This window comes from Streptomyces tuirus, from assembly GCF_014701095.1.
GTDB classification, from domain to species: domain Bacteria; phylum Actinomycetota; class Actinomycetes; order Streptomycetales; family Streptomycetaceae; genus Streptomyces; species Streptomyces tuirus.
In genome coordinates, this window is the sequence record NZ_AP023439.1 from 3,013,153 (window position 1) to 3,035,341 (window position 22,189).

Sequence of the window (22,189 nt, forward strand, 5' to 3'; positions counted from 1 at the left end):
GCCCACCGCACCCCTCCTGACGACGACGAAGGGCCCCGGCCGAAGCCGGGGCCCTTCGCGCTACGACTGCCTGGACTAGTCGCTGCTGTTGAGGATCGAGATGAGCCTCAGGAACTCCAGGTAGATCCACACCAGCGTCAGCGTGAGGCCGAAGGCCGCGAGCCAGGCCTCCTCGCGCGGGGCACCGTAGGCGATGCCGTCCTCGACCTGCTTGAAGTCCAGGGCGAGGAAGCAGGCACCGAGGATGATGCCGATGACGCCGAAGACGATGCCGAGGGGACCGCTGCGGAAGCCGAGGCCGTCACCGCCGCCGAACACCGCGAACAGCAGGTTCACGGTCATCAGCAGGATGAAGCCGAGCGCGGCCGCCATCACGAAGCCGTAGAAGCGTCGGTTGACGCGGATCCAGCCGGCCTTGTAGGCGATCAGCACACCGGCGAAGACCGCCATCGTGCCGATCACGGCCTGCATGGCCGCACCGTCGGCGATGCGGTTGTCGACGATGTTGGAGACGACGCCGAGGAACACGCCCTCGAACGCGGCGTACGTCAGGATCAGCGCGGGCGAGGCCTTGCGCTTGAAGGACTGCACGAACGCCAGGACCATGCCGATCAGGGCGGCGCCGATACCGATGCCGTAGCTACGGCTGATGTTGGCGTCGTCGATCGGCAGCAGGGCCCAGGAGAGCGCCGCGGTGAGGATGAGCACACCGAGCGTGCTCGCCGTGCGCAGGACGACGTCGTCGATGGTCATCCGGCCGGTGGTGGCCGGTGCCTGCGGCGGCGCGCCGTACTGCAGGTCCTGCTGGGCGTAAGGGTTCTGCGCGTACGGGTTCTGCGCGTACTGGTCGCCCGTCGGCTGCGCGTACGGGTTGCCCTGGGTGGCGACAGCGGGACCCCCGGCCTGCGGCGCGGTGTTGAAGCCCGCGTAGCCGTTGTCGCGGCTGAACCCCCGTCGCGAGAAGACCGGGTTTCTGCTCCTCATTTCACTCCTCCATGGCCACACGTCGTGGCCTTGGCTCAAGAGTAATAGGTAGGCAAAGGAATGACCCTACTGCTTGGGGAGGATCTTTCCCTCGTCGTGCTGCGCAACACGCTACGCGGCTTGGTGATTCCCCTCACCACAGGGGGTCACTCCCGGCTCAGCCGAACGGGAAGCCCGTGTAGGCCTCCGCCAGGTCCGTCTCGGCCGCGCGGGACGAGGCGATCCGCTCCAGCCGGGCGAGCTGGAGCCGGTCCTCGAAGGCCGTCGCGGCGGGTGCGCGGTGCAGCAGGGCCGTCATGTCGTTGGAGAACCGCTCGGCCTGCCAGACGCGGCGCAGGCAGGTCGCGGAGTAGGCGTCGAGCAGGTCCGGTGAGCCGGTCTCCTGCTGGTGCGTCAGGGCCCGGGCGAAGGTCACGACGTCGCCGACGGCGAGGTTCAGACCCTTGGCCCCGGTCGGGGGGACGATGTGGGCCGCGTCACCGGCGAGGAAGAGGCGGCCGTGGCGCATGGGCTCGTGGACGTAGGAGCGCATGGGGGTGACCGACTTCTGGGTGATCGGGCCGCGCTTCAGGAGCCAGTCGTCGTCGGTCTCGAACCGGCGTTCCAGCTCGTCCCAGATCTCCTCGTCGCTCCATGTCCCGGCGTCGGTGCCGTCGGGCACCTGGAGGTAGAGGCGGGAGACGGCCGGGGACCGCATGGAGAGCAGGGCGAAGCCGCGGTCGTGGCGGGCGTAGACGAGCTCGTCGTGCGAGGGCGGCACATCGGCGAGGACGCCGAGCCAGCCGAAGGGGTACGTCCGTTCGAAGACGCGGGCGAGTCCGGCCGGGATCGCCTTGCGGGCCACGCCCCAGAAGCCGTCGCAGCCGACGACGTAGGCGCACTCCAGGACGTCCTCGCGGCCCTCGTGCCGGAAGCGGATGCGCGGGGCGTCGGTGCCGGCGTCCTCCACGGCCAGCGCCTCCGCCTCGAAGAGCAGCGGCCCGCCGTCCTGGAGCTGGAGGGCGATGAGGTCCTTGCACACCTCGGTCTGGGCGTAGACGGTCACGGACCGGCCGCCGGTGAGGGCGGGGAAGTCCACGCGGTGGCGCCTGCGGTCGAACCGCAGCTCAATGCCGTCGTGGCGCAGCCCCTCGCGGTCCATGCGCTCACCGGCGCCGGCCGCGCGCAGCACGTCCGCGGTGCCCTGCTCCAGGATCCCTGCGCGCTGCCGCCGTTCGACGTAGGAGCGGTCGCGGCTCTCCAGGACGACCGCGTCGATGCCCGCGTTGTGGAGCAGCCGGGCGAGGAGGAGGCCGGCGGGGCCCGCTCCGATGATGCCGACGGTGGTGCGCATCGGACGACCTCTTCTCAGTCACGTTCGCCAGGTGAAATTTCCTTCACCATGTGCGTGTGAGTCTCCGACGGCATGCGGCCGCTGTCAACGGTCGGGCCGTGAACTCTTCAATGGACCACGCAGGGATCGGAAGGTGCCCGGAGCCGGACTTGAACCGGCACGCCCGCGAAGGGGCAGCGAGGTTTAAGCTCGCCGTGTCTGCATTCCACCATCCGGGCAGGCCGTGGGCTCCGCATCGAGGTTCCGAGACTATCGGGACAGGTCCCCCGAACAGCGGAAGCGTGGACCGATGTTGTCTTATTTTATTGACGTCTGAGGGTGCATCAGCACACGGAACGCGCCATCCGCACTTGCCAATAGCCTTCCCTGTGCCGGTCGGCCGCGCATGCGGAATGACGGAATTTCACCGCCCGAACGAGGGCACTCCACCTGTTCTCGACACCCGGACGCATCGGTTCCCGACACGGGGGCTCCTCAGGGGTGTTCGTCATCCCCAGGTATGACACCGCTCGGCGCGGTCAGACCCGAGTCGGCCTTCGGAACCAGAACTACGGGTGACTACACGGCGCCATGGGGCCCCGACGATGGAATACGTCCTTCCCCGTGCACAGCCGTCCGACAGGAGAGCCATCCCGTGACCACCGCATCCCTCACCGACCGGGCCACCACCGCGGCCGCGCGCGCCACGGATCTCTCGAAGATCTACGGGCAGGGTGAGACCCGGGTGGTCGCCCTGGACCGTGTCTCCGTCGACTTCCGGCAGGCCGAGTTCACCGCGATCATGGGCCCCTCCGGCTCCGGCAAGTCCACCCTGATGCACTGCGTGGCCGGGCTCGACTCGTTCTCCTCCGGCTCGGTGCGCATCGGTGACACCGAGCTCGGCTCCCTGAAGGACAAGCAGCTGACCAAGCTGCGCCGGGACAAGATCGGCTTCATCTTCCAGGCGTTCAACCTGCTGCCCACCCTGACCGCCCTGGAGAACATCACCCTTCCGATGGACATCGCGGGTCGCAAGCCGGACAAGCAGTGGCTGGACTCCGTGATCCGGATGGTCGGCCTGGCGGACCGGCTCGGCCACCGGCCGTCCCAGCTGTCCGGCGGTCAGCAGCAACGCGTCGCCGTGGCCCGGGCGCTGGCCTCCCGGCCCGAGATCATCTTCGGGGACGAGCCCACCGGAAACCTCGACTCGCGCTCCGGCGCCGAGGTGCTGGGCTTCCTGCGCAACTCGGTGCGGGAGCTGGGCCAGACGGTGGTGATGGTGACGCACGACCCGGTGGCCGCGGCCTACGCGGACCGGGTGATCTTCCTGGCGGACGGCCGGATCGTCGACGAGATGTACGGGCCGACGGCCGACTCCGTGCTCGACCGCATGAAGGCGTTCGACGCCAAGGGCCGTACGAGCTGACGCCCCCTCATCTACGCCCCGGCCCGAACCGACTGGACTGAGAAAACCCATGTTCCGTACCGCCTTGCGCAATGTGCTCGCGCACAAGGCCCGGCTCCTGATGACCGTACTCGCCGTGATGCTCGGCGTGGCCTTCGTGTCGGGGACCCTGGTCTTCACCAACACCATCTCCGACGCCTACCAGAAGAGTTCCGCCAAGGGCTTCGACCAGGTCGACGTCGCCGTGACCGCGGACTACCAGGACGCCGAGGGCGACCGGGTCGGCAAACGCCATGAACTGGACCAGGCGCTGTTCGACAGGAGCGAGCGGGTGCCCGGGGCCGCGTCCGCCATCGGGGTCGTGCAGAACTTCACGGCCCTCGCCGACAAGGACGGAAAGCTCATCGGCGACGGCTTCCAGTCGCAGGGCGGCAATTACTGGGGCGCCAAGGACCCCCGTTACCCGCTGGTCAGCGGGCGCGCCCCCAAGGGCCCGGGTGAGATCCTCATCGACTCCCGGACGGCCGAGCGCGCCGGCTACAAGGTCGGCGACACCGTGCGCATGTCCGTCGACGGGCCGGTCCTGACCCCGAAGATCACCGGCGTCTTCACCACCGACGACGGCAACGTCGCGGCCGGCGGCAGCCTCACCCTGTTCGACACGGCGACCGCCCAGAAGCTGCTGGGCAAGCCGGGCGTGTACGACCAGATCGCCGTCAAGGCCGAGCCGGGCGTCACACAGGCCGCGCTGAAGGCGCAGCTGGACAAGGCGCTGCCCGAGGGCACCGTCTCCACCACCACCGGGAAGCAACTCGCCGACGACCAGGCGGAGGCGATCTCCCAGTCGATGAGCAGCATGCAAAATGCCCTGCTGGTCTTCGCCGGCATCGCCCTGTTCGTCGGCACCTTCATCATCGCCAACACCTTCACCATGCTGGTCGCCCAGCGCACCAAGGAGCTCGCGCTGATGCGTGCGGTCGGCGCCTCGCGCCGGCAGGTGACGCGCTCGGTGCTCATCGAGGCCTTCGTGGTCGGCCTGGTCGCCGCCGTGACCGGTCTGGTCGCGGGCATCGGCATCGGGGCCGGACTGCGCTCCCTGATGGGCACGTTCGACGCGACCGTGCCCGACGGGCCGCTGGTCATCACGCCCGGCACGGTCGTCGCCGCGCTCGCGGTCGGCGTGCTGGTGACCATGCTGGCGGCGTGGCTGCCCGGCCGCCGCGCCGCGAAGATCGCGCCGGTCGCGGCCATGAGCAGCGTGCACGCCAAGGCCACGACCAAGTCCCTGGTGCTGCGCAACACGCTGGGCGCCCTGGTCTCGGCCGCGGGCGTCGCGGTGGTCCTCGTGGCCACGACCATGGACGGCACGGACGGCCAGATGCCGATGGGCTTCGGCGCGATGCTGCTCATCACCGGTGTGTTCATCCTGACCCCGCTGCTGTCCCGCCCGCTGATCGCCGCCGCCGCGCCGCTGCTGCGCACGTTCGGCACGCCGGGCAAGCTGGCCCGGCAGAACTCGGTGCGCAACCCGCGCCGTACGGCGGCCACCGCCTCCGCGCTGATGATCGGCCTGACCCTGATCACCGGCATGACGGTGATGGCGGGCAGTCTGCAGCAGGCGATCGAAAAGCTGGCGTCGGCGTCGATCAAGGCCGACTACGTGGTGTCCATGGCGAACGGCAACCCGCTGTCGCCGGACGTGGAGAAGCAGCTGAAGCAGGCCGGTGACGTCACCGCCACCAGCCCGATGCTCAACGCCGAATCCCGGATCGACGGCCGGAGCGAGTACCTGACCGGCATCAACGGCGCCACGATCGGCGACCTGGTCGGCCCGAAGGTGGACGGCGGGTCCTTCAAGGTCGGCGGCACCCAGGTCGTCGTGGACAGCGAGACCGCCAAGTCCTACGGCTGGAAGACCGGTTCCGCCTTCACCGCCTCCTTCGCGGACGGCGAGAAGCAGAAGCTCACGGTCGCCGGCACCTACAAGGGCAACGAGTTCCTCAGCGGCATCCTGCTCGACGAGAAGGTCCTCGCCCCGCACGAGGCGGACCCGTACAACATGAAGGTCATGGTGAAGACCGCGGACGGCACGTCCGACGCGGTGCAGGACAAGCTGGAGAAGGCCCTCGGCACCAACCCGGCCGTCAAGGTGCAGTCCAAGGACGACATCTCCAACGAGATCGCGGAGATGTTCACGCTGATGCTGAACATGGTCTACGGCCTGCTCGCGATGGCGGTGATCGTGGCGGTCCTCGGTGTCGTCAACACCCTGGCCATGTCCGTCTTCGAGCGCTCGCAGGAGATCGGCATGCTCCGCGCGATCGGCCTCGACCGCAAGGGCATCAAGCGGATGGTCCGCATCGAGTCCCTGGTGATCTCCCTGTTCGGCGCGGTGCTGGGCATCGGTCTCGGCGTGTTCTTCGGCTGGGCGGCCGGTGAGCCGCTGGCCTCGAAGATGGCGACCTACGAGCTGGTCCTGCCGTGGGCGCGGATCGGTCTCTTCCTGCTGCTGGCCGCGACGGTGGGCGTCCTCGCGGCGCTGTGGCCGGCCCGGCGCGCGGCGCGGCTGAACATGCTGGAGGCCATCAAGGCGGAGTAGCGGGACGCGCGAAGGGCCCCTTTCCCACCCGGGGAGAGGGGCCCTTCGCCGTGGTCAGTTCCAGGTGCGGGCGCGCAGCGGCAGGCCCGACGTCCCGGACTCGGGAGTGCGCACGGCGAGGACCTGGTTGACGCCGATGCGGTTGCGTTCGAAGGCCACGGCGGAGGCGGCCATGTAGAGGCGCCAGACGCGGGCGCGGCCCGGGCTGGTGAGCCGGGCGGCGCGCTGCCAGTCGGCCTCGAGGCGCTCGACCCAGCGGCGCAGGGTGAGGGCGTAGTGCTCGCGGATCGCCTCGACGTCGCGCACCTCGAACCCGGCGCGCTCCAGCTGGGCCACGGTCGCGCCGATCGGCTGGAGCTCGCCGTCGGGGAAGACGTAGGAGTCGATGAAGGCGTCGACGCTGTACGCCGTCTCGTCCCCCTGCGGGCGGCGGGCGATCTGGTGGTTGAGCAGCCGCCCGCCGGGCTTGAGCAGGCCGTACAGGTCGGCGGCGTACTCCAGGTACCGGTCGGCGCCGACGTGTTCGGCCATGCCGATGGAGGAGATCGCGTCGTAGGGCCCGTCGCGGACGTCGCGGTAGTCCTGGACGCGGATCTCGACCTTGTCGGTGAGGCCCTCGTCGGCGACGCGCTTGCGGGCGTAGGCGGCCTGCTCCTGGGAGAGCGTGACGCCGACGACGCGCGCGCCGTGCTCGCGGGCCGCGTGGATGGCCATCGAGCCCCAGCCGCAGCCGACGTCGAGCAGCCGCAGGCCGGGTCTCAGACCCAGCTTGCGGCAGACGAGTTCGAGCTTGTCCCGCTGGGCCTCTTCGAGGGTGCTGTCCGGGGTGGGCCAGTAGGCGCAGGAGTACACCATGGACGGGCCGAGGACGATCTCGTAGAAGTCGTTGCCGACGTCGTAGTGGTGGCTGATGGCGCGTCGGTCGGTGCGCTTGGTGTGCAGGTGGCGGCGGGGGTTGCGGGCTTCCTCGCGGGGCGGGGCGGGCGGCAGCGGGGGCCCGGCGAGCCTGACCAGTCCGCGGACGGCGGCGCGGACCTCGGGGTCGCGCAGGGCCTGGGCGAGGGTGCGGGCGTCCTCGCCGCGCTCCCAGATGAGACCGGCCAGCAGATCGAGGGTCGCGTAGAGGTCGCCCTCGATGTCGAGGTCGCCCGCCACCCAGGCGCGGGCCAGGCCCAGTTCGCCCGGCTTCCACAGCAGGCGGCGCAGCGCGCGGCGGTTGCGTACGACCAGGGTCGGTGCGCCCGGCGGGCCGGACTGCGAACCGTCCCAGGCGCGGATGCGCACCGGGAGCGGTGCTCCCAGCAACTGTGTGAAGAGGCCCTGCAGCCGCGGCGCGGCGTCTGCCATGGTGTGCACCTCCGATTGGGGCATCCCCTGCTCGAGCGAAGTCGAGAGCTTGGGGAAGGGAATCCCGGAATGTCCGACACCACGTAAACACCTGCGGGGCTCGGGCGCAGTCCCCGGCACGCGTCACGACTGGGCAAAACCGCCCCTTCGCCCGCGCGTTCGCCCGCCCGGACGCGCGGGCCGGGCACGCCGAAGGGCCTCCCGCACCACGGATGGCGGGAGGCCCTTCGTCAGGCGGATGACCGACCGGAGGTCAGGAGGCCTTGGCCTTCTCCTCGGTCTTCTCCTTCGGCGCGGCGGCGACCGGGGCCGGCTTGGCGGCCTCGTAGAACTCCTCGCGCGGCGTCTCCATCGCGCCGAGCGAGACGACCTCGCGCTTGAGGAACATCGCCAGGGTCCAGTCGGCGAAGACGCGGATCTTGCGGTTCCAGGTCGGCATGGCCAGACCGTGGTAGCCACGGTGCATGTACCAGGCGAGACGGCCCTTGAGCTTGATCTTCATCTTGCCCATGACGATCATCGCGACGCCCTTGTGGAGGCCGAGACCGGCCACCGCGCCCTTGTTGGCGTGGCTGTACTCCTTCTGCGGGAAGCCCCGCATGCCGGAGACCACGTTGTCGCCGAGGACCTTGGCCTGGCGCAGCGCGTGCTGGGCGTTCGGCGGGCACCAGGCGTTCTCGTTGCCCGCCTTGCGGCCGACGAGGTCCGGGACCTGGGCGTTGTCGCCGGCGGCCCAGATGTAGTCGGTGCCCTTGACCTGGAGGGTCGGCTCGCAGTCGACGTGACCGCGGGGGCCCAGCGGCAGGCCGTAGCGGGCCAGGGCCGGGTTGGGCTTGACGCCGGCGGTCCACACGATGGTGTTGGAGTCGACCTCGAGGCCGTTCTTCAGCACCACGTGGCCGTCGACGCAGGAGTCCATGGAGGTGGACAGGTAGACCTCGACGCCGCGGCCCTCGAGGTGCTCCTTGCCGTACTTGCCGAGCTTGGGGCCGACCTCGGGGAGGATCTTGTCAGCGGCGTCGACCAGGATGAAGCGCATGTCCTCACGGGACACGTTCTTGTAGTACTTCGAGGCGTCCCGGGCCATGTCCTCGACCTCGCCGATGGTCTCCGCACCGGCGAAACCGCCGCCCACGAAGACGAAGGTGAGCGCCTTGCGGCGGATCTCCTCGTCGGTGGTGGAGTCGGCCTTGTCGAGCTGCTCGAGGACGTGGTTGCGCAGGCCGATGGCCTCCTCGACGCCCTTCATGCCGATGCCCTGCTCCGCGAGGCCGGGGATCGGGAAGGTGCGGGAGACCGCGCCGAGCGCGATCACCAGGTAGTCGAAGGGCAGCTCGTAGGCCTCGCCGACCAGCGGGGAGACCGTGGCGACCTTGCGGTCCTGGTCGATGGTGGTGACCCGGCCGGTGAGAACCTCCGCCTTGGGCAGCACGCGTCGCAGCGGGACGACGACGTGGCGCGGGGAGATGTTGCCGGCGGCGGCTTCGGGGAGGAAGGGCTGGTAGGTCATGTACGACCGGGGGTCGACGACCGTGACGGTCGCCTCGCCGTAGCGCATCTTCTTCTGGATGCGCCGAGCTGCGTACAGGCCTACGTACCCACCGCCTACTACGAGGATCCTGGGACGCTCCGTGGTGCTCATGCCATCGAGTATCCACCCGCCTCAGGGGGGTGGCTCGTGCGCCCCTTCACAAGCTTGGGTGGGGTGTGTGCTATCCTCCGCGGCCCGCGTGATCCACGTCATGGTGACAACCGGGCTCCTTTGTGCACCCCGGAGCGTTGTCAATGCCGTGTGAGCTGCCTCTCTGCGCCGTTGGAGCCCCCGTGAGGCCCTCCCCGAGCGCCACCCCGAGCAGCTTCCCGACCCCCTCCATACCATGCTTCTGAACATGTTCAAAGGGCCGTTCAGTCCCCGGACGGGTCAACCGGGCCCTTCTCTTCGCCCGGGAGGGCCGAATTCCTTGTGAAGAACTTCACGAACTTTCCCGACAGACCGTCGCCCGGAGGTCCCTCCGGACCCCGGGACACGCTCATTCGTGATCCATGCCTGCTCAGAAGCGGGCTACGCGACCGACCATGCGATGCCGTCCAGGATGTCGTGCTCGCTCACGATGACCTCCTGCGCGCCGATCCGCTCCATGATCGACAGGAGCACCAGGGCACCCGCCCCGATCACGTCGACCCGGCCCGGGTGCATGGAGGGCACGGCCGCGCGCTCGGCGTGGGTGGAGCGCAGCAGCCAGTCGGTGATCTCGCGGACCTTCTCGCGGGAGACGCGGGAGTGGTGGATGGCCCCGGAGTCGTACTCGGGCAGCTCCTGCGCGATCGCCGACACGGTCGTCACGGACCCGGCCAGGCCCACCAGCGTGCGCGCCTCGCGCAGCGGAACCGTCTGCTCGGCGAGGTCGAGCGCGGCCTCGATGTCGGCCCGCATCGCCGCGATCTGCTCCTCGGAGGGCGGGTCGCTCACCACGCCGTCCCGGACCAGGTGCCGCTCGGTCATGCGGACACAGCCGACGTCCACCGAGCGGGCCGCCCGGACCCGGTCGTCGCCCACGACGAACTCGGTCGAGCCGCCGCCGATGTCCACGACGAGGTAGGGCGTCGGAAGGTGGTCGCTCCCGGCGAGCTCCTTGGTGGCGCCGGTGAAGGAGAACTCGGCCTCCTGGTCCCCGGAGATCACCTCGGGCTCGACGCCCAGGATGTCCAGCACGCCGCGCACGAACTCGTCGCGGTTCTCGGCGTCCCGGGAGGCGGACGTCGCCACGAACCGCAGCCGCTCCGCCCCGTGCTCCTTGATGATCGCGGCGTACTCGCGGCACGCCGCGAAGGTCCGCTGGAGCGCCTCGGGGGCGAGCCGGCCGGTGCGGTCGACCCCCTGCCCGAGCCGCACGATCGTCATCCGGCGGTCCAGGTCGACGAGCTCCCCGGTGGCGGGGTCGACGTCGGCGACCAGGAGCCGAATGGAGTTCGTACCGCAGTCCACGGCGGCGACACGGGTCACTGGGCGTCCTCCTCGGCGGTCGTCACACAGGCGCCCTTGCGCCACCACTCGGGCAGCATCGCCAGAGCCTCGTCGCCCAGCGGGTTCACGCCCGGCCCCGCGGCCAGCGAATGGGCCACCAGGACGTGCAGGCACTTCACCCGGTCCGGCATGCCGCCCGCGCTCGGGAAGTTCTTCAGCTCCTCGATCTCGTCGCGCCGCCGGATGTAGTCCTCATGGGCGGCCCGGTAGGCCGCCGCGAGCTCCGGGTCCGAGGCCAGCCGCTCGGTCATCTCCTTCATCACGCCGTTGGCCTCCAGCGTGCCGATGGCCGAGTTCGCCTTCGGGCACGTCAGGTAGTACAGCGTGGGGAACGGCGTGCCGTCCGGCAGCCGCGGGGCCGTCTCGACGACGTCGGGCTGTCCGCACGGGCAGCGGTGCGCGATCGCGCGCAGACCGCGCGGGGGCCGACCGAGCTGCTGCTTGAAGGCCTCGACGTCGGCGTCGGTGGGCTCGGTGCGCGGGGTGGTCGGCGGGGGCGTTTCCATGACTGTCTTCAGGCTGTCTTTCTCTGGGTTCAGGTCACTGAGCGGGACTCGGGTCACCGGCCGGCGGCGTCGGCCTTGTCGACCCCGTCCCAGACGTTCGAGTACCAGGGGCGGTCGGCCGCCCCCAGGTCGGTGCGCGACTGCTTCGCCGCGTGCGGGTCGACGACGATGAAGCCCGTCTCCCCCGGCATGACGTAGTGCAACCGCCGCCGGATCTGCTGTTCGGCGTACGCGTCGTCCTGCCAGCGCGCCTTCAGGTCGCGCAGCCGTTCGACGCGCTCGCGGGCCTGCCGCCGTTCGCGCTGGAGGTCGTCGATCTCGGCGCGCTGCGAGACATACTCCCGCATCGGGTAGGCCAGGGCCACGATCAGCGAGCAGAGCACCAGGGCGAGCAGCGCGGCCCGGCCGGTCAGCCGCGAGCGGCGGGCCTGGCGCTTGGTCTGCGAACGGTAGACCCGGGCCGCGGTCTGCTCACCGAGCAGCCGGATCCTGGTCGCGGTGGAGAACCGGTCCCGGTCCTTCACGGCCATCTGTCCGCCTCCCGCTCCACCGTCACACGCGCGTACGTCCCCGGACACGGTACGGGACCGAGTACGGGGACGTACGTACGACGCTGCCTCTTGTGGCCGGGGTCAGCCCTTGAAGCGCGGGAAGGCGCTGCGGCCGGCGTAGACCGCGGCGTCGTCGAGGATCTCCTCGATGCGCAGCAGCTGGTTGTACTTGGCGACGCGCTCGGAGCGGGCCGGGGCACCGGTCTTGATCTGGCCGCAGTTGGTGGCGACGGCCAGGTCGGCGATCGTGACGTCCTCGGTCTCGCCGGAGCGGTGCGACATCATGCACTTGAAGCCGTTGCGCTGGGCCAGCTCGACGGCGTCCAGGGTCTCGGTGAGCGAGCCGATCTGGTTGACCTTGACCAGCAGCGCGTTGGCGGCGCCCTCCTCGATGCCGCGGGCGAGGCGCTCGGGGTTGGTGACGAACAGGTCGTCGCCGACGAGCTGGACCTTGTCACCGAGCTTGGCGGTGATGGTCTTCCAGCCCTCCCAGTCGTCCTCGAACAGCGGGTCCTCGATGGAGACGAGCGGGTACGCGTCGACGAGCTCCGCGTAGTACTCGGTCATGTCGGCCGCCGAGCGCGCCTTGCCCTCGAACGTGTAGACGCCGTCCTTGTAGAACTCGGAGGCGGCGACGTCGAGCGCCAGGGCGATCTGCTCGCCGGGGGTGTAGCCGGCCTCGTTGATCGCCTCGAGGATGAGGTCGAGGGCCTCGCGGTTGGAGCCGAGGTTCGGTGCGAAGCCGCCCTCGTCGCCGAGGCCGGTGGACAGGCCGCGGCCCTTCAGCACCTTCTTGAGGGTGTGGTAGACCTCGGTGCCCCAGCGCAGCGCCTCGGAGAAGGACTCCGCGCCGATCGGGGCGATCATGAACTCCTGGATGTCCACGTTGGAGTCGGCGTGCGAGCCGCCGTTCAGGATGTTCATCATCGGCACCGGCAGCAGGTGCGCGTTCGGGCCGCCCAGGTAGCGGAACAGCGGCAGGTCGCTGGCCTCGGAGGCGGCGTGGGCGACGGCGAGCGAGACGCCGAGGATGGCGTTGGCGCCGAGGGAGCCCTTGTTGTCGGTGGCGTCCAGGTCGAACATCGCCTGGTCGATCAGGCGCTGCTCGGTGGCGTCATAGCCGACCAGCTCCGGGCCGATCTGCTCGATGACCGCGAGGACGGCCTTCTCCACACCCTTGCCGAGGTAGCGGTTCGGGTCGCCGTCGCGGAGCTCGATGGCCTCGAAGGCGCCCGTGGAGGCGCCGGACGGGACGGCGGCACGACCGGTGCTGCCGTCGTCGAGGCCGACCTCGACCTCGACCGTGGGGTTGCCTCGGGAGTCCAGGATTTCCCGGGCTACGACGACGTCGATGGACGGCACGAGCATCTCCTTCTTGATGTGACGCGGTACGCGGGTCGCGTGGACCCGGCGAGGTGCGGGCCCGGTGGCTCGCGACATGAGCCTAACCGGCTCGGGGCGATCGGCCACCGGGTCGCCCACCCCATGGACAGAACCGAGCGTAAATTGTTTCCGAACGGAACAAAGCCGGTTGCCGAAAAAACCCCGCCCCGGTGCGTACGGGGGATGACGCACCGGGGCGGGGAGCCCGTGGGGACGGGGGTGGCCGCTGCTTACTTCAGGTGCAGCTGCTGGCCCGGGTAGATGAGGTTGGCGTCCTCGACGATGTCCTTGTTCAGCTCGAAGAGCTTCTCCCAGCCGCCCTTGACCTTCTCCTCGGCCGCGATCGAGCTCAGGGTGTCGCCCTTGACGACCTTGTACTCGCCGTCGCCCTTCTTGACCTTCTTGCCGGTCGGGGTGGTGACGGTCTTCTTCGCGGCCGGGCGCTCGTCGGAGCGGGAGGCCGGCTGCTGGGTCTCGCGGGACTCCGTGCTCTGCTCGCTCTGCGCGGAGCTGCCGGAGTCGGTGGAACCGCCGCCGGTGTAGGCGGCGCTCGACAGGCCCTTGCCGCAGACCGGCCAGGCGCCCTTGCCCTGACCCGCGAGGACCTTCTCGCCGATCTCGATCTGCTGCGCCTTGGTGGCCTGGTCGGCGGTGGCGGCGTACTTGGTGCCGCCGTAGCCGGCCCACGTGGAGGCGGAGAACTGCAGACCGCCGTAGTAGCCGTTGCCGGTGTTGATGGACCAGTTGCCGCCGGCCTCGCACTGGGCGACGGCGTCCCACTCGGAGGCGGTGGCGGCGGAGGCGTTGCCGGCCGCCATCAGCGGGGCGGCGACGGCGGCACCGGCGACACCGGCGACGGCGATGGCACGGGTGGCCTTGGACGGACGACGGTGCTTGCCCTTGCCGGAAAACAGCATGGTGGATCCCCTCACCGACGCCTGCGAGGTGAGCTGTCGGGTTCGGGCCGGTTGAGTTGCCCGGCCGTGTCCCTCCCGGGACACGGCTTCACCCCAAGCCCTTCCGGCGCAACTGGCCGGTCGGGCACCTACCTTGGGTCCCCCGCTCCTGCCTACGGCGCTTGACGCGACGACTGTTCCCGTACGGCCGCTGGCAGGATTCGGCGTTGCGGCAGCCGGGGCTCGCGGTGGCGAGCGGTCATGACCGTAGACACGCGATCCACGGAATTTCAAAGACGATCAGGGCTTCTGAGATCTATCTCTCACGGACCCCAAACAGGACATTCACCGCGAAGTATGACGCGAACTCGCGCGGTTTCGGGGTGACTTCCGCCCCCGTTTCCGCACTGCCCGAACGGCTACTTCTCGTCCCCTTCGCCCTCCACCGTGAGCTTCTCACCGGGGAGGATGAGGTCCGGGTCCGAACCGACGGCCTTCTCGTTGTCCTCGTAGAGCTCGTACCATCCACCGCTGACGTCAAGGGAGTCGGCAATGGACCACAGGCTGTCGCCGACTCCCACGATGTAGTCGCCCTGGACGGCGTCGCCGGAGCCTCCGTCGCCGCGCGAGGCGTGACGGCCCGTGGACTCGTCCGCACCGCCGCTGCCGGACGGGAGGGATTCGTCGGCACTGGGGCCGCGGTGGCGGCCGGAGCCGGTACCGGTCTGGGCCGAGGATTCGTCCGCCTGGCGCGAGTTGCCGGCCTCGCCGCTCCCGGGGGTGGCCGACGCAGAGCCGCCGGATCCCTCGTTCCGCGACGCCGAGTCGGCGGATTCAGACGACTTGTCCGACTTGGACTTTTCATCCTCCGTGCCGGGCGACGACGACGGGGACGAGGAAGGGCTCGCGGACGGCGACGACCCGAGCGAGTCGAGGAGGCCGGGCGAGTCCGTCGGGGCGGACGAACCGGATGCGCCGGAGTCCGAGCCCTCGCCCTGCTCGAGCCCGGAGAGCAGTCCGCAGGTGCGCCACGCGCCGACCCCCTGGTCGGCGAGGATTCTCTCGGCCACGGCTATCTGCTGGGAGCGGCTGGCCAGGTCGGCGCTCGCCGCGTAGTCGAGACCGCCGTGGTTCTCCCAGTCCTCCTGGGACAACTGCAGGCCGCCGTAGTAGCCGTTGCCGCTGTTCTGGCTCCACGCGCCGCCGGTCTCGCAGTCGGCGACCCGGTCCCAGGTCGTGCCGTCGGCCGCACTGGCGCCGGAGGCCCCGAGGAGCGGGATCGCGATGGCGGAGCCGGTCACCCCGGCCGCGACGAGGAGAGCCGGAGCCTGGCGGGGGCGACGGTGCCGACCGTTCCCGGAGAGCATACGGAGACCTTTCGCGAGACAGCAGTGACCGACGCGGCGTGATTCCCCGCCTCGTTGATGGGTGAACGTATAGGCAGTCGATCACTTGTCACAAGTTCATGCCGCGCAGATCACGTGAAGATCACAGGTCTGATGTTTCGTCACCTTCAGCCGGTGCTTCCGGTTCTGCCGGTGCCGCCGGTGCGAATTCCACCGGCAGCGTGCGCAGTCCGCGCATGATCAGGCCGCCGCGCCACCGCAGTTCGGCCGGATCCGCGGCGAGCCGGAGGTCCGGGAGGCGGGTGAGGAGGGTGGCGAGCGCGGTCTGGCCCTCCAGACGGGCGAGCGGGGCGCCGAGGCAGTAGTGGATGCCGTGGCCGTACCCGAGGTGCTGGTTGTCGCGGCGGGAGAGGTCCAGCACGTCCGGATCGGCGAACCGCTCCGGGTCCCGGTCCGCGGCGGCCAGGACGACGAGGACGGGGTCGCCGGCCTCGATGCGCTGCCCGCCGAGGGTGAGGGGCTGCGTGGCGAAGCGCCAGGTGGCGAGCTCGACCGGGCCGTCGTAGCGGAGGAGTTCCTCGACGCCGGTCTCCAGGAGGCCGCTCTCCCCGGCGGCGAGGGACGCCTGGAGCCGGGCGCGCTGCCCGGGGTGGGTGAGCAGGGCGTAGGTGCCGTTGCCGATGAGGTTCACGGTCGTCTCGAAACCGGCGAACAGCAGGATGAAGGCCATGGCCGCCGCCTCGTTCTCGGTGAGGTGCTCACCGTGGTCGGAGGCGCGGATGAGACCGGAGATGAGGTCCTCGCCGGGGGCGGCTTCGGCGGGCAGCGCCTCCCGTTTGCGGTGGATGAGGTCGGCCAGGTAGCCGCGCATCTTCTTCACGGACCGCGCGACGCCGCCCCTCGGGCCGCCCTGGTGACGGATCATCATGCCCGCCCAGTCGCGGAAGTCGTCCTGGTCCTCGCGCGGGACGCCGAGCAGGTCGCAGATGGCGTAGATGGGGAGCGGGAAGGCGAACTCGTGGATCAGGTCGGCGGACCCCTTCCCGGCGAACCCGTCGATGAGGGTGTCGGTGAGCTCCTGCACCCGCGGCGCGAACTCGGCGACCCGGCGGGGCGTGAACGCCTTGGACACGAGCCGCCGCAGCCGGGTGTGGTCCGGCGGGTCGATGTTGAGCAGATGCGTCATCAGCTCGGCCTTGCGCTCCCCCGGGATCCCGGTCTTGCCCTTGGCGTGTGCGGGTTCGTCGTGATGCGCGGGGTTCTTGGAGAGCCGGTGGTCGGCGAGCGTCTGCTTGGCGTCGGCGTACCGCGTGACCAGCCAGGCCTCCACACCGCTGGGGAGCCGCGTCTTGTGGACGGGGCTGTGCTCGCGGAGCCAGGCGTAGGCGGGGTAGGGGTCGCTCGCGAACTCCCAGGTGAAGAGGTCGGGGGCGGTCGCGGGGGTGCTGGGCTGGGGCTGGTCGGTCACGCCTCGACGGTATCCGGCTTTGAGCAGCGCCCCTCCACCGTCACGGCTCCGCCGAGCACCTCCCCGGGACTCCCCCGCCCCAGCCGCTCAGCCCTCGGCGTCCTGGATCGCGTCCCGGTACGCGCGGGCCGCCGCTCTCAGGGCCGCCTCCGGGTCGACGCCCTCCGCCTCGGCGCGGACTGCCAGGGCCAGGAGGTCGTAGCCGATGCCCTCGACGGGTGGGAGGGGTATGTCCAGGTTCGCCGTGCGGACACGGGAGGCCAGTTTGGCGGCGAGGGCCAGGCCGGGCTGACCGAGGGGGATGCCCTCGGTGATCGAGGTGCGCTGCTTCTCGACCGCCTTGGTACGCAGCCAGTGCTCCTTGACCTCCTCGGGAGTGGAGGCCGTCGCGTCGCCGAAGACATGCGGATGGCGGTGGATCAGCTTGGCGACGATGCCGCCGGCCACGTCGTCGATGGAGAAGGGCTCCTCCCCGTCCTCCGGGCGGCCCTCCTCGGCGATGCGGGCGTGGAAGACGACCTGGAGGAGGACGTCGCCGAGCTCCTCGCGCAGTTCGTCGCGGTCGCCCTCTTCGATCGCCTCGACCAGCTCGTACGCCTCCTCGATGCCGTATTTGGCCAGGCCCTCGTGGGTCTGCCGGGAGGACCAGGGGCATTCGGCGCGGATGCGGTCCATGACCTGGACGAGGTCGAGGAACCGGGCGCCCGGCAGGTCGTAGGAGGCGGGCAGCAGCTCCAGCTCGGGCATGGCGATACGGCCGCTGCCGGCGAGGCGGGCCAGGCCGTCCGTGAGGACCGGTTCGCCCTCGCCGGTCGCGACCACGACCACCGTGTGCCCGCCGGCGCAGGCGTCGACCAGTTCCTGGGCGGTGGGGGACGCCTCGGTGACGGGGATCCCCGCCTCGCGCAGGTACGGCAGCTGCGGGTGTGTGCCGTCCGCGCACAGCACCCGGTCGGCCGCGTGCAGTGCCTGCCAGGCGGGCCAGGAGAGCAGGCCGGGGGCGACGCGGTGGCTGGTGGTGAGCAGGACGATGCGGCCGGGGGCGGCGGCCGCGTCGGGAGCGGTCCGCTCGGGGCCCGGGGTGGCTTCGGGGCTGTTGGCGTTCACGGTTCGAAGCTATCCCACGTCGCCGACAGCGCCCGAAGTTGTCCACAGGGCCCGGAGGGGCGCCAAGCCGACGGGCTCTACAGGCCCTGTTGCGTCTGCGCCGCCGTGACCTCTCGCACCCACGGCGTCTTGGCGTCGGCACGGCTGCTCTTCTGGACGTCCCAGGTGCCGTAGCGCGGGTTGAGGTCGACGTTCAGGTCCTTGGAGGCGTCGGAGAGGGCCTTCCAGAACTCGGGACGGTCGGTGTTCGTGCCGAGCTTCTCGGCGAGCTTCTGGGCCTCCAGCTGGAGGCGGAGGTTGTCGTCGAGGCGCTGCGGCGGGACGCCGTACTGCTGGAGCCAGGTCGTCTGAAGCGCCTTCGCCCCGCCGGCCTGCTGCTCCAGGCCGGACCGCATCGCCTGGATCTCCTTGCGGGAGACGCTCACTCCGGCGTTCTCGGCGGCGCGGTGCAGCACCCGGTCCAGGACCATGGTGTGCAGGGTGTCGCGGGTCAGGGTGCCGGTCCTGGCGATGACCTGCTGGTACTGCGCCTCGTCCGGTACGGCCGCCCGCTGGGCCGCGCGAACCTCGCCGACCCTCTCGTCCAGCTGCGAGACGGTGATCCGCTGGCCGCCCACCACGGCTGCCGCGCCGGGATGCGCGTCGTTCCCGCAGGCGGTGAGAAGGGGCGCCGCGGCGGCGATCGCGGCGGTGAGGACGAGCGCGGTGCGACGGCGGCGGTGCAAGGGAACCTCCCGAGGAGATTGTGCGACGGTGCACAAGGTCTTGCGATGATCGATGGTAGGCAGTGGCCAAGCTCTGGCCAACCCATTCGACCAACGATTCACCGGGACTTCCGGCACCGCCGCGCCTCACCCCGGGCGCCCGTCAGCCGCGGACCTGGCCCAGCCACTGCAGCGTCCTGCGGATCTCCGCACCGAGCGGGTGCCCGGGGCCGTGGGTGCGCTCCACGTCGTGCAGCAGCCGGGCCAGGGTGTCGTGGGCGGCTCCGCGGTCGCCGAGGGCGAGCTGGAGGTGCCCGATCCGGCGGCGGACGTCGTGCGCGAGCTCGGGTCCGCCGGCGGCGACGTACTGGTTCTCGTAGTACGGCAGGACCGCCCGGTACTCGGCGAGCGCCGCGGCCGGTTCGCCCAGCTGTTCCAGGCACTGGGCGGCCTCGTAGCGGTGGCGCAGGGCCTGCGGGTCGGCCTGGCCCGCCTCGGCGGCGCGTTCGTCGGCGAGGCGGCGCAGCTCGGGCAGGGCGCGCCGGTACTGCCCGTCGTCCAGGAGCGTGGCCGCGTACTGCTTGCGCAGGGTGCGTACGACCGGGGAGTTCGCGCCGTGCTGTTCGGCGGCGGCGGGCAGGATCGCCCCGAGGATGTCGACGGCCTGGGTGACACGGCCCTCGCCGAGGAGCCGCTTGACCTCGTCGACGGCGCGGGCGATGTCCGTCTGCCCCGGTGTCTCTGTGACGGGTGTGGCCGGCGCGGGCCGCGGCGCGGGGGTGCGCGCACGGTCGGGCCAGGGGGCGTGCGGGCGCAGGAAGGGGCGGGTGGGGTCGAGGGCCGCTCCGGTGGGCGTCCCGCGCGCGGGCAGGAGCAGCTCCAGGTGCTCGTAGACCTCCTGCGCGGAGGCGGGCCGGTGCTGCGGGTCCTTGGCCAGGAGGCGCAGGACGAGGGCCTCCAGGGCCTCGGGGACTTCGGGCCGGATGCGGCGTACGGGCAGCGGGGGCTCGTACAGGTGCCGGTGCAGGACGCCGAGGGCCGTGGAGCCGGAGAACGGCACGTCGCCGCTGAGCAGTTCGTGCAGGACCACACCGAGCGCGTACAGGTCGGTGTAGGGGCCGACGGCGCCGCCCATCGCCTGCTCCGGGGCCATGTAGGCGGGCGAGCCGATGGGCGTGCCGGTGTGGGTGAGGCGGGTGGTGTCCGCGTCCATGACGGAAGCGACACCGAGGTCGAGAACGGTGACCGTGCCGTCCTGCTTCACCATCACGTTGCGCGGCTTGAGGTCGCGGTGGACGATCGGCACCGCGTGCACGGCGCTCAGCACGGCGCACAACTGGGCCGCGACCGCGACCGCCCACTGCCACGGGTACGGGGTGTGCTCGGCGAGGTGGTCGCCGAGGTCGGCGCCGTCGACGTACTGCATGACGAGGAACAGCTCCTCGCCCTCGCTGCCCGCGTCGTGCACGGTGACCAGGCCGGGGTGGTCGACCTGCGCGGTCACCCGGCACTCCCGCACGAAACGGCGCCGCAGTTCCTCCGCGTCCTGCCCCGCCACCTTGTCGGGGCGCAGCAGCTTCACCGCCACGCGCCGGTCGAGCCGCTGGTCGTACGCCGTCCAGACCTGGCCCATGCCGCCCTGCCCGAGGAGGGCGGACAGTTCGTAGCGCCCGGCGACGACACGTCCTGCCGCCGCGGTCACCGTCCGCCCTCGTGGTCGCCGTCCCGGTGGCCTTCGCCCTCGTGCCGGCGCAGGTAGTCGCTGAGCTCGTCGAGTTCGGCGCGGACCTGGTCGATGCGGGCCGGGGCGGGGCGCTGAGGGGACTGCGGCGGCTGGAGCGGGCCCGCGACCGGGGGCGTGTCGTGCGGGGCCGGTGTGTGCGGCCCGGGTTGCTGCGGGACGGGCGTGGACGTCGGGGGGTACGGCGGCGCCTGCTGCGGATAGCCGTACGGGGCCTGCACGACGGTCGGGGCGTGGGGCGGCGCGTAACCGGCGAACGTCCGCCGCTCGCTGTGGTGTGCGATGTCCACGACGAGGAAGTAGATGGCGGCGCCCGCTCCGAGCAGCAGGATCACGGCGAGCGCGATGTCGGTCCGGTAGTCGCTCTCCGGCAGCGCGCCGACCACGGCGAAGCACGCGATGGCCAGGGGCAGGCTCACCCAGGCCAGCACCCAGTCGAAGGCCCGTCCGCGCAGCACGGCCACCCGGAACAGCGGTACGCAGGCCAGCACCCCGCAGGTGAGGAAGCCGGCTGCTGCGAACAGCACACGCAGGGAGATGACCGTTGCCGCGCTGCGGGGAGGCGGCGCCGCGCCGTGGCCGTACATGACTGCTCCTGGACCGGTGTGGCCGATGGGACGGACGTGCGAGTGACAGACCCTGTTGGGGAATCCGAGCGTATAGCCCGACACGGGAAACCGGTCACGGGTTGTACCGAACCGTTGTCATGCTGATCACTTCGTGTGAACAGCCCGTCCCCGGCCCGTCGTCGGCCGTACCGTCCGTCGAGCCCTACAGGGGGTGCCGCATCCACACGTTGGGCTCGACGTAGACCACGTACCCGCGCTCCACCTCGCAGCGCACCGGCACCAGAGCGCCCGGCACCTCGATGTCGCCGTCGGTGTCGAAGGGCAGGCCGGTCCAGCGACGCCAGTCCGCGAGCGAGGCGGCCACCGTCATGGACGCCGGGGCCACCGAGTCGATGGTGGCCCCGGCCCGGGCGTGGACGCGCAGCCACGGGTCCTGGGGCAGGCCGTCGGGGCGGACGCGGCGGGCGTACTCCTCCATCGGCGTGTGTGGTTCCAGGTGCTTGGCGTTGGGGCGGACCGGGGCGACGACCTCGCCGAAGCCGCGGGCCCGGGCGTTGTCCCGCATGGCCGAGAGCATCAGCCCGGACAGGCCGCGCCCCTGTGCCCGCGGGGCTACGGAGATCGAGATCGCGCTGACGGTGTCGGGCCGGACTCCGCGCCGCAGATCGGAGAAGGCCCACACCAGCACCGTGTCCCAGCCGTTGGCCGGCAGCCGGCCGCGGTGTTTGGCTCCGAGCGCGAATGGCACGCTGTAGGCGTTCGCCACGACCTCGCCCCGCTCGTCCTCGGCGAACAGGACGTACTCCGGCAGTTCGGCGGCGATCCGCGGGAAGTGGGCGGCGCCCACGAGGTCCTGGATCACGAACTCCGGCCAGCTGTCCGCCATGCCGACGACCCGTTCCAGCATGTCCGGGCGGTCGGCGAGGCTCGATATCTTCGGCTGCATGCGATCACAGTAGACAGGGGCGGCGGACGCACGGAATCGAATTGCCGCGTGGTCACAGCGCGGGGTCACAGCGCCGGCACCGGGTCCGCCGCCTGGGGAAATCTGGCTCGCTGTGCGGCGACCACCATGACGGCCACGGCTGTCAGAGCGATCCCGGCCCCCACGTAGAGCGGCGCCGCGTACCCGGGACCCGCGCGCCCGCCGACCACGTTCCCGACGGCCAGTCCGACGCCGTAGACCTCACCACCACGAGAGCCGGTCTCCGCCGTGTCGTCCACCGGACAGCCGTGAGAGGCGGAG

General features: G+C 70.9%; 19 protein-coding genes, 1 tRNA gene and 1 riboswitch. Of the genes, 2 read left to right on the forward strand and 18 right to left on the reverse strand.

Annotated features, from left to right (window positions below; translation table 11 throughout):
- Positions 1–75 precede the first annotated feature (75 nt).
- The 3 genes from IGS69_RS13745 to IGS69_RS13755 form a co-directional block, all read right to left on the reverse strand.
- Positions 76–984 carry a Bax inhibitor-1/YccA family protein gene (locus IGS69_RS13745; RefSeq protein ID WP_190899585.1) on the reverse strand — a complete coding sequence of 303 codons (909 nt, stop codon included), beginning with the start codon at positions 982–984 and terminating at the stop codon, positions 76–78.
- A 157-nt stretch (positions 985–1,141) separates the two neighbouring features.
- Positions 1,142–2,317 (reverse strand): 4-hydroxybenzoate 3-monooxygenase, encoded by a 1,176-nt coding sequence (locus IGS69_RS13750; RefSeq protein WP_190899587.1) that lies wholly within the window; start codon positions 2,315–2,317, stop codon positions 1,142–1,144.
- A 134-nt stretch (positions 2,318–2,451) separates the two neighbouring features.
- Positions 2,452–2,535, reverse strand: a tRNA-Leu gene (locus tag IGS69_RS13755).
- Between the two features lie 416 nt (positions 2,536–2,951).
- Here IGS69_RS13755 and IGS69_RS13760 point away from each other — a divergent pair.
- Positions 2,952–3,722 (forward strand): ABC transporter ATP-binding protein, encoded by a 771-nt coding sequence (locus IGS69_RS13760; protein ID WP_190899589.1) that lies wholly within the window; start codon positions 2,952–2,954, stop codon positions 3,720–3,722.
- Positions 3,723–3,771: 49 nt separating this feature from the next.
- Entirely contained in the window at positions 3,772–6,300 is a 2,529-nt protein-coding gene (locus IGS69_RS13765) for an ABC transporter permease (protein ID WP_190899591.1), read from the forward strand.
- Positions 6,301–6,354: 54 nt separating this feature from the next.
- On the opposite strand, the gene IGS69_RS13770 is transcribed toward IGS69_RS13765, so the two are convergent.
- The 15 genes from IGS69_RS13770 to IGS69_RS34615 all read right to left on the reverse strand — a co-directional run bounded on the left by IGS69_RS13770 (position 6,355) and on the right by IGS69_RS34615 (position 22,167).
- Entirely contained in the window at positions 6,355–7,647 is a 1,293-nt protein-coding gene (locus IGS69_RS13770) for a class I SAM-dependent methyltransferase (protein WP_190899593.1), read from the reverse strand.
- A gap of 253 nt (positions 7,648–7,900) precedes the next feature.
- Positions 7,901–9,289 carry an NAD(P)/FAD-dependent oxidoreductase gene (locus tag IGS69_RS13775; RefSeq protein ID WP_190899595.1) on the reverse strand — a complete coding sequence of 463 codons (1,389 nt, stop codon included), beginning with the start codon at positions 9,287–9,289 and terminating at the stop codon, positions 7,901–7,903.
- Between the two features lie 420 nt (positions 9,290–9,709).
- Entirely contained in the window at positions 9,710–10,651 is a 942-nt protein-coding gene (locus IGS69_RS13780) for a Ppx/GppA phosphatase family protein (protein WP_190899597.1), read from the reverse strand.
- Positions 10,648–11,178 (reverse strand): DUF501 domain-containing protein, encoded by a 531-nt coding sequence (locus IGS69_RS13785; RefSeq protein ID WP_190899599.1) that lies wholly within the window; start codon positions 11,176–11,178, stop codon positions 10,648–10,650. Before IGS69_RS13785 ends, IGS69_RS13780 begins: the two co-directional genes overlap by 4 nt.
- Before the next feature lie 53 nt (positions 11,179–11,231).
- Positions 11,232–11,708, reverse strand: coding sequence for an FtsB family cell division protein (locus IGS69_RS13790; protein ID WP_190899601.1), 477 nt, complete (start codon positions 11,706–11,708; stop codon positions 11,232–11,234).
- Between the two features lie 102 nt (positions 11,709–11,810).
- Complete coding sequence (gene eno / locus IGS69_RS13795; protein ID WP_190899603.1) at positions 11,811–13,091, reverse strand: phosphopyruvate hydratase; 1,281 nt, start codon at positions 13,089–13,091, stop codon at positions 11,811–11,813.
- 251 nt (positions 13,092–13,342) lie between these two features.
- On the reverse strand, positions 13,343–14,029 hold the full coding sequence (locus IGS69_RS13800; protein WP_190899605.1) for a transglycosylase family protein: 687 nt from the start codon (positions 14,027–14,029) through the stop codon (positions 13,343–13,345).
- 3 nt (positions 14,030–14,032) lie between these two features.
- Positions 14,033–14,199, reverse strand: a riboswitch (cyclic di-AMP (ydaO/yuaA leader).
- 228 nt (positions 14,200–14,427) lie between these two features.
- The gene (locus IGS69_RS13805) at positions 14,428–15,375 is read right to left on the reverse strand and encodes a LysM peptidoglycan-binding domain-containing protein (protein WP_190899607.1); all 948 of its coding nucleotides are present in this window, start codon (positions 15,373–15,375) and stop codon (positions 14,428–14,430) included.
- A gap of 121 nt (positions 15,376–15,496) precedes the next feature.
- Positions 15,497–16,822, reverse strand: coding sequence for a cytochrome P450 family protein (locus tag IGS69_RS13810; RefSeq protein WP_190899609.1), 1,326 nt, complete (start codon positions 16,820–16,822; stop codon positions 15,497–15,499).
- Between the two features lie 87 nt (positions 16,823–16,909).
- Positions 16,910–17,929 (reverse strand): nucleoside triphosphate pyrophosphohydrolase, encoded by a 1,020-nt coding sequence (locus IGS69_RS13815; RefSeq protein WP_190899611.1) that lies wholly within the window; start codon positions 17,927–17,929, stop codon positions 16,910–16,912.
- A 77-nt stretch (positions 17,930–18,006) separates the two neighbouring features.
- Entirely contained in the window at positions 18,007–18,654 is a 648-nt protein-coding gene (locus IGS69_RS13820) for a SurA N-terminal domain-containing protein (RefSeq protein ID WP_190899613.1), read from the reverse strand.
- Between the two features lie 142 nt (positions 18,655–18,796).
- Positions 18,797–20,293 (reverse strand): serine/threonine-protein kinase, encoded by a 1,497-nt coding sequence (locus IGS69_RS13825; protein WP_269783202.1) that lies wholly within the window; start codon positions 20,291–20,293, stop codon positions 18,797–18,799.
- Between the two features lie 38 nt (positions 20,294–20,331).
- Positions 20,332–20,961, reverse strand: coding sequence for a hypothetical protein (locus IGS69_RS13830; protein ID WP_190899617.1), 630 nt, complete (start codon positions 20,959–20,961; stop codon positions 20,332–20,334).
- Positions 20,962–21,145: 184 nt separating this feature from the next.
- Positions 21,146–21,889, reverse strand: coding sequence for a GNAT family N-acetyltransferase (locus IGS69_RS13835; protein ID WP_190899619.1), 744 nt, complete (start codon positions 21,887–21,889; stop codon positions 21,146–21,148).
- 65 nt (positions 21,890–21,954) lie between these two features.
- Positions 21,955–22,167, reverse strand: coding sequence for a hypothetical protein (locus IGS69_RS34615; RefSeq protein ID WP_232543512.1), 213 nt, complete (start codon positions 22,165–22,167; stop codon positions 21,955–21,957).
- Positions 22,168–22,189: the final 22 nt, after the last annotated feature.

Bases quoted from the DNA above. Each gene is read 5' to 3' on its own strand.
- IGS69_RS13745 (WP_190899585.1), bottom strand. From the start codon at position 984: ATGAGGAGCAGAAACCCGGTCTTCTCGCGACGGGGGTTCAGCCGCGAC.
- IGS69_RS13750 (WP_190899587.1), bottom strand. From the start codon at position 2,317: ATGCGCACCACCGTCGGCATCATCGGAGCGGGCCCCGCCGGCCTCCTC.
- IGS69_RS13805 (WP_190899607.1), bottom strand. From the start codon at position 15,375: ATGCTCTCCGGGAACGGTCGGCACCGTCGCCCCCGCCAGGCTCCGGCT.
- IGS69_RS13770 (WP_190899593.1), bottom strand. From the start codon at position 7,647: ATGGCAGACGCCGCGCCGCGGCTGCAGGGCCTCTTCACACAGTTGCTG.
- IGS69_RS13830 (WP_190899617.1), bottom strand. From the start codon at position 20,961: ATGTACGGCCACGGCGCGGCGCCGCCTCCCCGCAGCGCGGCAACGGTC.
- IGS69_RS13785 (WP_190899599.1), bottom strand. From the start codon at position 11,178: ATGGAAACGCCCCCGCCGACCACCCCGCGCACCGAGCCCACCGACGCC.
- IGS69_RS13790 (WP_190899601.1), bottom strand. From the start codon at position 11,708: ATGGCCGTGAAGGACCGGGACCGGTTCTCCACCGCGACCAGGATCCGG.
- IGS69_RS13835 (WP_190899619.1), bottom strand. From the start codon at position 21,889: ATGCAGCCGAAGATATCGAGCCTCGCCGACCGCCCGGACATGCTGGAA.
- IGS69_RS13765 (WP_190899591.1), top strand. From the start codon at position 3,772: ATGTTCCGTACCGCCTTGCGCAATGTGCTCGCGCACAAGGCCCGGCTC.
- IGS69_RS13775 (WP_190899595.1), bottom strand. From the start codon at position 9,289: ATGAGCACCACGGAGCGTCCCAGGATCCTCGTAGTAGGCGGTGGGTAC.
- IGS69_RS13800 (WP_190899605.1), bottom strand. From the start codon at position 14,029: ATGCTGTTTTCCGGCAAGGGCAAGCACCGTCGTCCGTCCAAGGCCACC.